The organism is Blastococcus sp. TF02A-30, from assembly GCF_003319185.1.
Taxonomy (GTDB): Bacteria; Actinomycetota; Actinomycetes; order Mycobacteriales; family Geodermatophilaceae; genus Blastococcus.
In genome coordinates, this window is sequence record NZ_QOHJ01000002.1 from 44736 (window position 1) to 58083 (window position 13348).

General features: G+C 72.9%; 11 protein-coding genes. 10 read left to right on the top strand and 1 reads right to left on the bottom strand.

The features are described from left to right. Positions 1 to 67 precede the first annotated feature (67 nt). The 3 genes from hflX (at position 68) to DQ241_RS04570 (ending at position 3300) form a co-directional block, all read left to right on the top strand. A complete protein-coding gene (hflX, locus tag DQ241_RS04560; protein WP_199584088.1) occupies positions 68 to 1474 on the top strand; it encodes a GTPase HflX in 1407 nt (468 codons plus the stop codon). Between the two features lie 64 nt (positions 1475 to 1538). Further along, complete coding sequence (locus DQ241_RS04565; RefSeq protein ID WP_233492210.1) at positions 1539 to 2261, top strand: phosphatase PAP2 family protein; 723 nt, start codon at positions 1539 to 1541, stop codon at positions 2259 to 2261. Beyond that, positions 2233 to 3300: a hypothetical protein gene (locus DQ241_RS04570; protein WP_113829005.1), complete on the top strand. Its 1068-nt coding sequence runs from the start codon at positions 2233 to 2235 to the stop codon at positions 3298 to 3300. The genes DQ241_RS04565 and DQ241_RS04570 overlap by 29 nt, the downstream gene beginning before the upstream one ends. Positions 3301 to 3317: 17 nt before the next feature. Here the strand turns inward: DQ241_RS04570 and lexA are convergent, their stop codons facing one another. After that, positions 3318 to 4115, bottom strand: a complete 798-nt coding sequence (gene lexA, locus DQ241_RS04575) for a transcriptional repressor LexA (RefSeq protein ID WP_113829006.1) — start codon at positions 4113 to 4115, stop codon at positions 3318 to 3320. Positions 4116 to 4325: 210 nt separating this feature from the next. Between lexA and DQ241_RS04580 the strand changes: the two genes are divergently transcribed. The 7 genes from DQ241_RS04580 to DQ241_RS04610 all read left to right on the top strand — a co-directional run bounded on the left by DQ241_RS04580 (position 4326) and on the right by DQ241_RS04610 (position 13324). Further along, positions 4326 to 4880: a LysM peptidoglycan-binding domain-containing protein gene (locus DQ241_RS04580; RefSeq protein ID WP_113829007.1), complete on the top strand. Its 555-nt coding sequence runs from the start codon at positions 4326 to 4328 to the stop codon at positions 4878 to 4880. A gap of 170 nt (positions 4881 to 5050) precedes the next feature. Then, positions 5051 to 5809, top strand: coding sequence for a hypothetical protein (locus DQ241_RS04585; RefSeq protein ID WP_113829008.1), 759 nt, complete (start codon positions 5051 to 5053; stop codon positions 5807 to 5809). 355 nt (positions 5810 to 6164) lie between these two features. Continuing rightward, a complete protein-coding gene (gene nrdR, locus DQ241_RS04590) occupies positions 6165 to 6668 on the top strand; it encodes a transcriptional regulator NrdR (protein ID WP_113829009.1) in 504 nt (167 codons plus the stop codon). A 162-nt stretch (positions 6669 to 6830) separates the two neighbouring features. Then, positions 6831 to 9707, top strand: coding sequence for a vitamin B12-dependent ribonucleotide reductase (locus DQ241_RS04595; RefSeq protein ID WP_113829010.1), 2877 nt, complete (start codon positions 6831 to 6833; stop codon positions 9705 to 9707). Between the two features lie 278 nt (positions 9708 to 9985). Further along, complete coding sequence (locus tag DQ241_RS04600) at positions 9986 to 10750, top strand: ABC transporter ATP-binding protein (protein WP_113829011.1); 765 nt, start codon at positions 9986 to 9988, stop codon at positions 10748 to 10750. Between the two features lie 7 nt (positions 10751 to 10757). Next, positions 10758 to 11570 (top strand): ABC transporter permease, encoded by an 813-nt coding sequence (locus tag DQ241_RS04605; RefSeq protein ID WP_113829012.1) that lies wholly within the window; start codon positions 10758 to 10760, stop codon positions 11568 to 11570. Further along, a complete protein-coding gene (locus DQ241_RS04610) occupies positions 11567 to 13324 on the top strand; it encodes an ABC transporter permease (RefSeq protein WP_113829013.1) in 1758 nt (585 codons plus the stop codon). The genes DQ241_RS04605 and DQ241_RS04610 overlap by 4 nt, the downstream gene beginning before the upstream one ends. Positions 13325 to 13348 lie beyond the last annotated feature (24 nt).

Sequence of the window (13348 nt, forward strand, 5' to 3'; positions counted from 1 at the left end):
AGGTCGTATGACTCTGATGAATGCAACTCAGGTGACCCGTGCCCACGACCGTGCGACGCTGGACGCGATGACGACCGCCCCCGACATGCCGCTCGACGACGACACGACCGGCTCCTACGCCCTCGAGGCGCGCGGCGCCCTGCGCCGCGTCGCCGGGCTCTCCACCGAGCTCGCCGACGTCACCGAGGTCGAGTACCGCCAGCTGCGCCTCGAGCGCGTCGTGCTGGTCGGTGTCTGGACCGAGGGGACGCAGGCCGACGCCGACCGCTCGCTGGCCGAGCTCGCCGCGCTGGCCGAGACCGCGGGCTCCCAGGTGCTCGAGGCGGTCAGCCAGCGCCGCGACAAGCCCGACGCCGCCACCTACGTGGGCTCGGGCAAGGCCAACGAGATCCGCGACATCGTCGCCGCCACCGGCGCCGACACGGTGATCTGCGACGGCGAGCTGACCCCCGGCCAGCTCAACCAGCTGGAGAAGGTGCTCAAGGTGAAGGTGGTCGACCGGACCGCGCTGATCCTCGACATCTTCGCCCAGCACGCCACCAGCCGGGAGGGCAAGGCCCAGGTCGAGCTGGCCCAGATGCAGTACATGCTGCCGCGGCTGCGCGGCTGGGGTGAGTCGATGTCCCGCCAGGCCGGTGGCCGGGTCGCCGGTGGTGGCGGCATCGGTACCCGCGGTCCCGGTGAGACCAAGATCGAGACCGACCGCCGCCGCATCCGGTCGCGGGTCAGCAAGCTGCGCCGCGAGATCGCCGGCATGGCCACCGCCCGGGCCACCCAGCGCTCATCCCGCGGCCGCAACGCCGTCCCCAGCGTGGCGATCGCCGGCTACACCAACGCCGGCAAGTCCAGCCTGCTCAACCGGCTCACCGGCGCAGGGGTGCTGGTGGAGAACGCGCTGTTCGCCACCCTCGACCCGACGGTCCGGCGCGCCGAGGGACCCGACGGACGCGAGTACACGCTCACCGACACGGTGGGCTTCGTGCGCCACCTGCCCCACCAGCTGGTCGACGCGTTCCGGTCGACGCTGGAGGAGGTGGCCGCCGCCGATCTGCTGCTGCACGTCGTCGACGGGTCCGACCCCGATCCGCTGGGCCAGATCGACGCGGTGCACGTCGTGCTGCGGGAGATCGACGCCTCCGCGGTGCCCGAGGTCGTCGTCGTCAACAAGGTCGACGCGATGACCGAGGACGACGTCCTCGCCCTCCGCCAGGCGCTGCCGGGCGCGGTGTGGGTGTCGGCCCGGACCGGCCACGGCATCGACCAGCTGCGCGAGCTGATCGCCGCCCGGCTGCCGCATCCCGACGTCGAGGTCGACGTCCTGGTGCCCTACGGCCGGGGCGACCTGGTGGCGCGGGTGCACCGGGACGGCGAGGTCCTGGCCGAGCAGCACGAGGCCGGCGGAACGCGGCTGTCCGCGCGGGTCGACGGTGCGCTCGCCGCGGCGCTCGAGGAGTTCGCCTCCCCGGTCGGGTGAGGACCGCCGTGCCGTCCCGCTCGTCCAGATCACAGCCAGGTCACGGGCCGGTACGGTGAGCGGCGTGGCGAGCGGTGCGGTGCGGGAGGCCGGGCTCCCCCCGTCTCCCGGGCCGGTGACACCCGGCCGACCGCCCTGGTGGCTGCTCGTCGTGTCGCTGCTGGTCGCCGGGCTGGTGATCGCGGACCTGCTCGCCGGCGGGGTGCTGGAACGGCTCGACCTCGAGATCTCCGAGGTCGTCGAGAGCTGGGGGCTGGTCGACTCCGCGGCCTATCCGGCGGTGTGGGTGGTCACCCAGGTCGGCGGCCGGGTCACGATCCTCGCGGTGCTCGCCGTCCTGGTGGGATGGCTGGCCTGGCGCCGGCGGACCCTGCTCCCGCTGCTGCGGGTGGTCGTCGCCGTGGCCCTGCTCACCGGGGTGGTGTTCGCGCTGAAGCACGGCCTCGGCCGCACCGCGCCGCGCTTCCCGGGTTCCTACTTCTTCCACGACGACGGCCGGTCGTTCCCCTCCGGGCACGTGGCCAACGCCGTCCTCATGTGGGGCGTCGCCCGCTGGCAGGCCGTGGAGTACCGGCTGCCCGCACGGGTGCAGCGCCTCTTCTGGTGGCTGAGCGTCGTCGGCCCGCTCGCGACCGCGGTCTCCATGGTGTCGCTGAACTTCCACTGGATCACCGACGCGGTCGTGGGCGCGGCCGTGGGCGTCCTGCTGCTGGGCGTGGTTCACGGACTCGATGCAGTCGTTCTGTCACGCTGGGTACGTGCCCGAGGTGTCCGGCAGTCCGCGTAGCGGCTCGCGGGGACGGCGGAGCGCACCGGGACGCCGTCTCGGTGCGGCGCTGGCCCTGGGCTGCGCGCTGCCGCTGGGTGGGCTTGTCCCCGCCGCGGCCGAGGAGACCGCCGCCACCGGGTCCGTGCGCTGCCAGGTCACCGATCCCCGGCTGGCGGAGCTCTCCGGCCTGGTCGACCTGGGCACCCGCATGCTCGCCTCGGGCGACGGGGGCGACCGCGTGGAGGTCGCCGTCCTGGACGCCGGCTGCCAGGTCGTCGACGTCCGCACCGCCGACCTCGACCCGTACGACCCGGAGGACCTCGCGCTGGGTGCCGACGGGACGATCTGGCTGTCCGACACCGGCGACAACAGCCACGTGCGCGCGACCGTCGCGCTGCTGGCGCTGCGCCCGGACGGCAGCTCGGGGCTGTACCGGCTGAGCTACCCCGACGGGGCGCACGACGCCGAGGCCCTGCTGCTGGCTCCGGACGGGACCCCGTACGTGGTCACCAAGGAGATCCTGGGGTCGAGCGGCGTGTACCGGCCCGCAGGGGCTCTGGACGCCGCGGCCACCGTGGCGATGGAGCGGGTGGCGACGGTCAACATGACCCTCACCGGCACGCCCGGCGGGCCGGTGGGCCGGGCGGGGCAGCTGATGGTCACCGGCGGTGCGGTCGCCGGAGACGGCTCCCGGATCGCCCTGCGGACCTACACCGACGCCTACGTCTGGCCGCTGGTCGGCTCCGACGTGCCCGGGGCGCTGGCCGGGACGCCCGTGCGGGTGCCGCTGCCGGAGGAGCCCCAGGGCGAGGCGATCAGCTTCACCGCCGACAACCAGCAGCTCCTCGTGGCGGGGGAGGGCGCGCCCGGGAACGTGACGGTGGTGCCGGTCCCGGCCGGCACGGCGCCCACCGCGGCGGCCGCGCCGACCAGCCCGCTCGCGGCGCTCACCGGCCCGTCGAGCACGGGGCTCTCGCCGATCACGTCCGCCCTCATCGCCGCCGCGGTGGCGACCGTCGCGGTGTGGATCGGCGGGAAGGTGCGCCGCCGGCCCTGAGTCCGGCGGCGCCTCCCTCAGACCCGGCGCAGGACCGAGACGACGCGGCCCAGCACCGTCGCGTCGTCGCCGGGGATGGGCTCGTAGGCCGGGTTGTGCGGCAGCAGCCACACGTGGCCGTCGCGGCGCTTGTAGGTCTTGACCGTCGCCTCGCCGTCGATCATCGCGGCGACGATCTCGCCGTTCTCGGCGGTGGGCTGCTGGCGCACGACGACCCAGTCCCCGTCGCAGATGGCCGCCTCGATCATCGAGTCACCGGCGACCTTCAGCATGAAGAGCGTGCCCTCGCCGACCAGCTCGCGCGGCAGCGGGAAGACGTCCTCGACGGCCTGCTCGGCCAGCACCGGCCCACCGGCGGCGATCCGGCCCACCAGCGGGACGTACGTGGGTGCGGCGGCCGGCTCGTCGGTGCCGACCATCGGCTCGCCGGCCGACGGAGCGGTGCGCCCGGCGTCGCCGGGCAGGCGCACGTCGAGGGCGCGCGGGCGGTTCGGGTCGCGGCGCAGCCAGCCCTTCTTCTGCAGCACGGAGAGCTGGTGGGCCACGGAGGACGCGGAGGACAGGCCGACCGCCTCGCCGATCTCGCGCACCGAGGGCGGGTAGCCGCGTCGCTCGATCGAGTCGCGGATGACCTCGAGGACGCGGCGCTGGCGCTGCGTGAGGCCGTCCCCGTCGGCCGCGCGGTCGGGGAACGCCCGCACCGCCGCGGTTCCACCGGCCGGAGGCTCGCCCGCGCCGGTGGTGGAGGCGCGGCTCCGACGCCCCGTGCTGCCCGCCGTCCGGCGCCCGCCCGACGTCCCGCTCGTGTCCGCCACGTCTCCTCCTCGGGCTGCCGGTGCAGCCGGTGCTCGAACCGTCGAGAGGACCGTAGCCCGGTCAGCCGCCGGTTTCAAACACGTGTTCGAAGATGTGGCCGTGTCGGGTGGCGTTCTGTCGGAGCCCTCCGGTAGACATCGCACAGACGTTCGAATCGAACAGCAGTTCGAACGGGCGTAGAGGTGTCAGGGCGGTCGGGAGGAGCAGACATGGGCAACGTGGCGCACGCGGTGGCGGAGTTCGACGAGGCGGTCCGGGCGCCGTGGCGGCCCCCGCTGCGGTCGGTGGCCGGCGACGGCCGTCCGGCGCTGCACCTGGTGCCCGGTGGCCAGGTGCGCCGGGGCGCCGCCGCGGGTGGTGAGCCGCCCAGGGGAGCCGCTGCCGTGCAGCGCGCACCGCAGCAGTCCGCACGGGCCCGGGTCGGCGCCCGCCCGACGGTCGGCCGAGCGGGCGGGCCGCGGCCGCAGGTGGCCGCGGCGCTGCGGCTCACCCCGCGCGCCCGCCGCCTCGCGGTCGTCCTGGCGGTGGGTCTCGGGGTGGCGGTCGGCGCGCTGGTCGACTCGGCGGTCTCCGGCGGGGCGGGCGAGCAGCTGCGCCTGGTCGGTGAGAGCACCGTGGTGGTGCGCCCCGGCGACACGCTCTGGTCGATCGCCGGCACGATCGCGGGGGACGAGGACCTGCGCGGCGTCGTCGACGCGATCCAGCAGCTCAACGGCCTGGAGGGCGCGGGTCTCGTGCCCGGTCAGACGCTGCAGCTGCCCTGATGTGGGCCGGTTCGCGAGTGGAGCCCGGTGGTCCACCACCCACCACGGCAACACCTCTCCAATGTGCCGCCCCGACTTCGTCAACCCTCCGTGCGGGCGTCTTCACAGAATGTGGTGAGTCCAGCGCTTACGGTCATGCCGTGTCAGGCGCCAGGGACAGCCGTGCAGCTGTGTTCACCAGTACCCCGCAGGCCGTCGAGGTCTACCAGGCAGGTACGTGGTGGGCCGGTGAGCTGCTCGGGTGGCGGCACGACTCCGCCGGTGCCTGCCAGGTGTGGGTGCGCGTGGTGGTCGGGGGGATCGAGGAGACGGCCTGGACCGAGCTGGCCAGCCTGCGCCTGCCCGAGCGCCAGCCGTCCGAGACGCCGGAGCCCGCGCGGGTCGATCCTCGGGTGAAGCAGGAGCTGCCGGCCGCCCAGGCGATCTCCGCCCTCCGGAGCAGGGTCGGCGGCGCAGACCCCTCGACGACGGCGGCCCTGCCGATGGTCCGCGATGCCGGCACCGCCGCGTCGTCGCCTGCCCGCCCGGGTGGACGTCGTCGCGCCCCCGAGGACGTCGACGTGCAGCTCGTCGCCGCGGCCGACGTGCCGGTTCCGGTCGGGCGCCACCGCGCACCGGGGAGCACCGCCGCCGAGCCGATCGAGCCTGGCCGGCACCGCGCCGCGGACACCGGTCTCAGGGCGGTCGTGCGCGATGACGTCGCGGACGGTCCCCGTGCCTCCGCCGAGCCGCCGCGGGCGCAGCGCCGCGGCGAGGAGACGTGGGGCGTGCCGACGGCCCGCACCCCGCGGATCGAGGAGTCGCGGACCCCGCGGGTTCCGTGGGGCGGGCCGGCCGAGCCGGACCTGCTGACCCGACCCATGCGGCTGAGCGATCACGTGCCGCACTCCCGCCGTCCTCGCCTGGACGGGTCGCTCAGCGGCGTCTGAGCCCCTCTCGCGCGCCGTCGTCCCCACCGGACGGCGGCGCGCGCTGCTGTGCCGACCTCCCGGTGGAGGGGGGGCGCTCCAGGGTCCCCGGCGCGTCGTCCCGGCGTGTCGTGTGACTCGTGGGAAGGGCTGTTCCCCCTGGTGACGGCCGGGTCGGGACGGAACACGCCGAGGTGGCCAGCTCTTGCACATCTTGTGTGGCCCGGCTTAGGGTTCCACTAGATCTAGTAGTTACACAGCTGTAAGCCCGTCCACAGGCTCTTCCTCAGGTTCTCCCCGCGGCGTCCACCGGATGTCCCCAGGGAGGTCCACAGGAGGGCCGGCGGCGGGGAGCTGGGAGAGGAGGTGAACCGGAGTGCGTTGCCCGTTCTGCCACAACGCCGACAGCCGGGTCATCGACTCGCGGGAGGCCGACGAGGGCGCCACCACGCGTCGTCGCCGGTCCTGCCCGAAGTGCGGTCGCCGGTTCACCACCGTCGAGGAGGCCGTGCTCGCCGTCGTCAAGCGCAGCGGTGTGAGCGAGCCCTTCAACCGCACCAAGGTCGTCGCCGGCGTCCGCCGTGCCTGCCAGGGCCGGCCCGTCGACGACGACCAGCTCCAGGTCCTCGCCCAGCAGGTGGAGGACACCATCCGCGCCAGCGGCGCGGCCGAGGTCCCCAGCCACGAAGTCGGGCTGGCCATCCTCAAGCCGCTGCGCGAGCTCGACGAGGTCGCCTACCTGCGCTTCGCGAGCGTCTACCGCGCCTTCACCTCGGTGGCCGACTTCGAGAAGGAGATCGCCGAGCTGAAGGCCCGCGCCGGCGCGGGCGCCCCCGCCGGCGGCTCCGAGGGACCGCCCGGCAACGCCGCCGGCACCTGAGAACTGTCAGTACCGACCGCTAGACACGACTCGAGCACGTCGATCGCGGCTCTTCCCCAGCCCTCCGATCCCGCAGCGCGCGGGCCCGTCCGTGCGCGCCCAGAACCACCCCGCCGGGCACATCACCACCAGGCACCACACGACCAGGGAGAGCTCCACACCATGACCGAGACCGACGACCGCTTGGCCGGCACCCGCTCGCGGCGCAGCCCGAAGGCGCCCAGCCGCAAGGGCCTCAAGATCAAGCGCGTCTTCACCACCGCCGGTGTGCACCCCTACGACGAGGTGACCTGGGAGCGCCGCGACGTCGTCATGACCAACTGGCGCGACGGCTCGATCAACTTCGAGCAGCGCGGGGTGGAGTTCCCCGCCGAGTGGAGCATCAACGCCACCAACATCGTCACCACGAAGTACTTCCGCGGCGCCGTCGGCACCCCGCAGCGCGAGACGAGCCTGCGCCAGCTGATCGACCGCGTGGTCCTCACCTACGGTGCCGCCGGCCGCGAGCACGGCTACTTCGCCACCGAGGGCGACGCCGAGATCTTCGAGCACGAGCTCACCTGGATGCTGCTGCACCAGTACTTCAGCTTCAACTCGCCCGTGTGGTTCAACGTCGGCACGAGCGCGCCGCAGCAGGTCAGCGCCTGCTTCATCCTCGCCGTCGACGACGAGATGGACTCGATCCTGAACTGGTACCGCGAGGAGGGCCTGATCTTCAAGGGCGGCTCCGGCGCCGGCCTGAACCTCTCCCGCATCCGCTCCTCGAAGGAGCTGCTCTCCTCCGGTGGCACCGCCTCCGGCCCGGTCTCCTTCATGCGCGGCGCCGACGCCTCCGCCGGGACCATCAAGTCCGGTGGCGCGACCCGCCGTGCCGCGAAGATGGTCGTCCTCGACATCGACCACCCCGACATCGAGGAGTTCATCGAGACCAAGGCGCGCGAGGAGGACAAGATCCGCGCGCTGCGCGACGCCGGGTACGACATGGACCTCGGCGGCAAGGACATCACCAGCGTCCAGTACCAGAACGCCAACAACTCCGTCCGCGTCTCCGACGAGTTCATGCGCGCGGTGGAGGAGGGCACCGACTTCGGTCTGCGCGCCCGCATGGACGGCCGGGTACTCGAGACCGTCGACGCCAAGACGCTGTTCCGCAAGGTGACCCAGGCCGCGTGGGAGTGCGCCGACCCGGGCATCCAGTACGACGACACGATCAACGACTGGCACACCAACCCCGAGACCGGCCGCATCAACGCGTCCAACCCCTGCTCGGAGTACATGAGCCTGGACAACAGCTCGTGCAACCTGGCATCGCTCAACCTCATGAAGTTCCTGAAGGACGACGGCACCTTCGACACCAAGAACTTCGTGAAGGCCGTCGAGCTGGTCATCACCGCCATGGACATCTCGATCTGCTTCGCCGACTTCCCGACCGAGCCGATCGGTGAGACCACCCGCGCCTACCGCCAGCTGGGCATCGGCTACGCCAACCTGGGCGCGCTGCTCATGGCGACCGGCCACGCCTACGACTCGCGCGGCGGCCAGACCCTGGCCGCGGCCATCACCTCGCTGATGACCGGCACCGCCTACCGCCGCTCGGCCGAGCTCGCCGGCATCGTCGGCCCGTACGACGGCTTCGCCCGCAACGCCGACGCCCACGCCCGGGTCATGCGCAAGCACGCCGCGGCCAACGACGCCGTCCGCCCGGTCGGTGCCGACGACGCCGACGTGCTCAAGGCCGCCACCGAGCAGTGGCAGCAGTGCCTGGACATCGGCGCCGACAACGGCTGGCGCAACGCGCAGGCCTCGGTGCTCGCCCCCACCGGCACCATCGGCTTCATGATGGACTGCGACACGACCGGCATCGAGCCGGACTTCTCGCTGGTCAAGTTCAAGAAGCTGGTCGGCGGCGGCTCCATGCAGATCGTCAACCAGACCGTGCCGCGCGCGCTCCGCAGCCTGGGCTACCAGGAGGAGCAGATCGAGGCGATCGTCGAGTACATCGCCGAGCACGGCCACGTCGTGGACGCCCCGAGCCTGCGCCCGGAGCACTACGAGGTCTTCGACTGCGCCATGGGCGAGCGGGCCATCTCCCCGATGGGCCACGTCCGGATGATGGCCGCGGTGCAGCCGTTCATCTCCGGCGCGATCTCCAAGACGGTCAACATGCCGGAGACGGCGACCGTCGAGGACGTCGAGACCATCTACTTCCAGGGCTGGAAGATGGGCCTCAAGGCGCTGGCGATCTACCGCGACAACTGCAAGGTCGGCCAGCCGCTGTCCGGTGGCAAGGGCAAGAACGACGGCACCAAGGACGAGGCGCCCGCGGCCGCGCCGGTCGCGACGCTGTCGCACCCGGTCCGCAAGCGCCTGCCGAAGAAGCGGACGAGCGTCACCACCTCGTTCAGCGTCGCCGGTGCCGAGGGCTACATGACCGCCGGCATGTACGAGGACGGCAGCCTCGGTGAGGTGTTCCTGAAGCTCGGCAAGCAGGGCTCGACCCTGGCCGGCGTGATGGACGCCTTCTCGATCTCGCTGTCGATCGCGCTGCAGCACGGTGTGCCGCTGGAGACCTACATCCAGAAGTTCACCAACATGCGGTTCGAGCCGGCCGGCATGACCGACGACCCGGACATCCGGATCGCCCAGTCGGTGATGGACTACATCTTCCGCCGCCTGGCCCTCGACCACCTGCCGGTCGAGAAGCGGGCCAACCTCGGCATCTTCAGCGCCGAGGAGCGGGCCGCCCAGGTCGCCGGTTACGACACCTCCGCCTCGACCACCGCGGTCGTCGAGGAGGACGAGGTCGACCTCGAGCAGCTGCGGGGTTCCGCGCCGATCGAGACCGCCCCGGCCAAGGAGAAGGTCACCCCCGAGGGCCCGAAGTCGGTCAAGGAGGCGCACTCCTCGGCCGAGCTGCTCGAGCTGGTCACCGGGACCGCCACCGACGCGCCGCTGTGCATGACCTGCGGCACGAAGATGCGCCCGGCCGGTAGCTGCTACGTCTGCGAGGGCTGCGGCTCCACCAGCGGCTGCAGCTGATCACCAGCTGACCCGCCGGCCCGGTCCCTCTCCTCGAGGGGCCGGGCCGGCGGCGTTCTCGCCCACCGGGAGGTGTGCCCGGGTTCTCCGGCCGGCTGGGGAACAGGGTCGGGAGCAGCGGGGGACGGGACGTTCGGACGTGGTCGCGGGGCCGGGCCCGGTCGACGATCGACGGGCCAGCACATCCCGAGACAACGGGCCCGCGGGTGCGCGGTCGAGCCTCACGAGCGACACAGGCGCAGAAGACCGGCCCGCGGAGCAGCCGGAAGGACCTCTCCATGGCTACTCCCGTCATCCCGGCACGGCGCCGGGCGGAGACGCGCACCGCTGCCCGCACGGTCGACGCGTTCAAGATCTACGGCACGGGCCCCGCCGAGGTGCGGGCCCTCGACGGGGTCACCGCCGAGTTCCCGGTCGGCGTGCTCACGGCGATCATGGGGCCGTCCGGGTCGGGCAAGTCGACGCTGCTGCACTGCATGGCCGGGCTCGACTCGCTCACCTCCGGCTCGGCCTTCATCGGTGACCAGGACCTCTCGGCGCTGGACGACCAGCACCTGACCGTGCTGCGGCGGGACCGGATCGGCTTCGTCTTCCAGTCCTTCAACCTCGTCCCGACCCTCGACGCGGGCGCCAACATCGGCCTGCCCATGCGCCTGGCGGGGCGCCGCGGCGACCAGGCCTGGATCGACGAGATCACCCGCACGCTCGGGATCGCCGACCGGCTGCACCACCGGCCGTCCGAGCTGTCCGGCGGGCAGCAGCAGCGCGTCGCCGTCGCCCGTGCGCTCGCCGGCCGGCCGGACATCATCTTCGCCGACGAGCCGACCGGGAACCTGGACTCCAAGGCCGGCGCCGAGGTGCTGCACTTCCTGCGCCAGGCCGTCGACGACCTCGGTCAGACCATCGTCATGGTGACCCACGACCCGACCGCGGCCGCCACCGCCGACCGGATCCTCTTCCTCGCCGACGGCCGGGTCGTCGACGAGATGCGCGACCCGACGGCCGAGCGGGTGCTCGAGCGCATGAAGCGGTTCGGGGAGTGATCCCGCGATGCTCTGGATTACCCTCCGGGGGCTGATCGCGCACCGCTTCCGGCTGCTGGCCACCGCCCTGGCGGTGACCCTCGGCGTCGCCTTCACCGCCGGGACGTTGATCCTCACCGACACGGTCACCCGCACCTTCGACAACGCCATGGGCGAGGTGTACGCGGGCGTCGACGCCGTGGTGCGCGGCCAGGAGCAGTTCGAGGGCCCCATGAGCACCGGCGCGCAACGCCCCCGCGTGGACGACGAACTGGTCGACCGCGTGCGCCGGGTCGACGGCGTCCAGACCGCCGAGGGGTCCTCGACCGGGTACGCCCGGCTCACCAACGCCGACGGCGAGGCCATCGGGGACCCGGCCAACGGCGGGCCGGCGATCGGGCTCACCTGGTCCGACGACGACCGGATCAACCCGCTCGTCGTCACCGAGGGCCGGGCGCCGCGGTCGGCGGACGAGATCGTCGTCGACGCGCCCAGCCTGGAGACGTCCCGGCTCGGTCTGGGCGATCCGATGACGGTGCTCGTGCAGGCCGGTCCGGTGCGCAAGACGGTCGTCGGCACCATCGCGTTCGGCAGCGCCGAGACGATCGGCGGGGCCACCATGGTCGCCTTCACCCCGCAGGCCGCCCAGTCGCTGCTCGGCCAGCCGGGTACGTGGAACGAGATCTCCGTGATCGCCGAGGAGGGGGTCTCGCAGGCCACGCTCACCGCGCGGCTGGCCGCCGTCGTCCCGACCGGCGTGGAGGCGGTGACCGGATCGACCGTCGTCGAGGAGAACCAGCAGTTCGCGCGCGACGCGAGTCGTTCTTCACCTACTTCATGAACTTCTTCGCCGTCGTGGCGCTGCTCGTGGGCGCCTTCATGATCTTCAACACCTTCTCGATCACCGTGGCGCAGCGGACCCGGCAGAACGGGCTGCTGCGGGCTCTCGGTGCCACGCGCCGGCAGGTGCTGGGGTCGGTGCTGATCGAGGCCCTCGCCGTCGGCGTGCTCGCCTCCGTGCTGGGGCTGCTCGCCGGGTTCGGCATCGCCACCGGGCTGAAAGCGCTGCTCGACGCGCTGGGCTTCGGCATCCCGGCCGGGGGGCTGGTGTTCGCGACGCGGACCGTCGTCGTCGCCCTCGCCGCGGGCATCCTGGTGACGCTGGTCGCCGCCGTCGCACCCGCCCGACGAGCGGGCAAGGTCCCACCGATCGCGGCGATGTCGTCGGAGGTGGTCGGCAGCGCCGGCTACGGCTCGGTCAGCCGCGTCGTCGTCGGCGGGGTGGCCCTGGCTGCGGGCCTCGCGGCGACCCTCACGGGCATCTTCGCCGACGTCGGCAACCGCTGGGCGGTCATCGGTGCCGGCAGCGCCGGGGTCTTCCTCGGGGTGTTCGTCCTCGGGCGCACCATCTCCCTGCCGCTCAGCCGGGTGATCAGCGCCCCGCTGCCGCGGCTGCGTGGCCTCCCGGGTCAGCTGGCCCGGGAGAACGCGATGCGCAACCCGAAGCGCACCGCCGCGGCCGGCACCGCCCTCATGCTGGGGGTCGGGATCGTGGTGATCATCAACGTCTTCGTGTCGTCGACGAAGGCCACCGTGGACGACGAGATCGAGCGCGCGTTCACCGCCGACCTCGTCGTCGACTCCGGCGCCGGCCTCACCGGCGGCGTCGACCCGTCCCTCGCGGCCCGGCTGGACGCGCTGCCGGAGGTGGGAGCTGTGACGGGTCTTCGCGTCACCCCGGCGGAGCTCGACGGCGATCCGGTGCTGCTGGGCGCGGTCGACCCCGCGACCGCCTTCGACCTGCTGGACCTGCAGCCGCAGGACGGCTCACCGGAGGCACTGGGGGCGCCCGACGCCATCGCCGTCCTCGACGACACCGCCCGTGAGGAGGGGCTGCAGATCGGCTCCACGGTCCCCGTCGTCTTCAGGGACACCGGTCCGCAGGAGCTCACCGTCGCGATGATCTACGGCGAGGAGCTCGAGGCGAACGGGCCGGTCGGGACCTACGTCATCGGCACGGCGACGTACGCCGCGAACGTCGCCGACGACGTCGACTGGAAGGTCGTCGTGGCGAAGGCCCCGGACGTCACGCTCGCGGAAGCGCGCGCCGCGGTGGACGACGTGGTCGCCGGCTACCCGGGGGCCGAGGTGATGGACCGGGCGGAGTTCGCCGAGTCGATCTACGCGCCGCTGGACCCGCTCATGTCGCTGGTCTACGCGCTGCTCGGCCTGGCCATCGTCATCGCGCTGCTGGGCATCGGGAACACCCTGGCGCTCTCCGTCGTCGAGCGGATCCGCGAAATCGGGTTGCTGCGGGCGGTCGGCATGACCCGCGGTCAGCTCCGGGGCGTGATCCGCTGGGAGTCGGTGGTCATCGCCGTCCAGGGCACGGCCCTCGGGCTGGTCCTCGGGATGTTCCTCGGCTGGGCCCTGACCCGGGCGCTGGCCGACGAGGGGCTCGACGTGTTCGACGTCCCCTGGACGACGCTCGCCGTCGTGGTCGTGCTCGCCGGTCTGGCCGGCCTGCTCGCGGCCGCCCTGCCCAGCAGGCGGGCTGCGCGACTCGACATCCTCCGTGCGATGCACGCGGAGTAGGGACGGAGCTCACGCGCACGTCCC

Coding starts and splice junctions, on each gene's coding strand:
- DQ241_RS04600 (WP_113829011.1), top strand. CDS start 9,986: ATGGCTACTCCCGTCATCCCGGCACGGCGCCGGGCGGAGACGCGCACC.
- DQ241_RS04605 (WP_113829012.1), top strand. CDS start 10,758: ATGCTCTGGATTACCCTCCGGGGGCTGATCGCGCACCGCTTCCGGCTG.
- DQ241_RS04610 (WP_113829013.1), top strand. CDS start 11,567: ATGAACTTCTTCGCCGTCGTGGCGCTGCTCGTGGGCGCCTTCATGATC.
- hflX (WP_199584088.1), top strand. CDS start 68: ATGACGACCGCCCCCGACATGCCGCTCGACGACGACACGACCGGCTCC.
- DQ241_RS04595 (WP_113829010.1), top strand. CDS start 6,831: ATGACCGAGACCGACGACCGCTTGGCCGGCACCCGCTCGCGGCGCAGC.
- DQ241_RS04580 (WP_113829007.1), top strand. CDS start 4,326: ATGGGCAACGTGGCGCACGCGGTGGCGGAGTTCGACGAGGCGGTCCGG.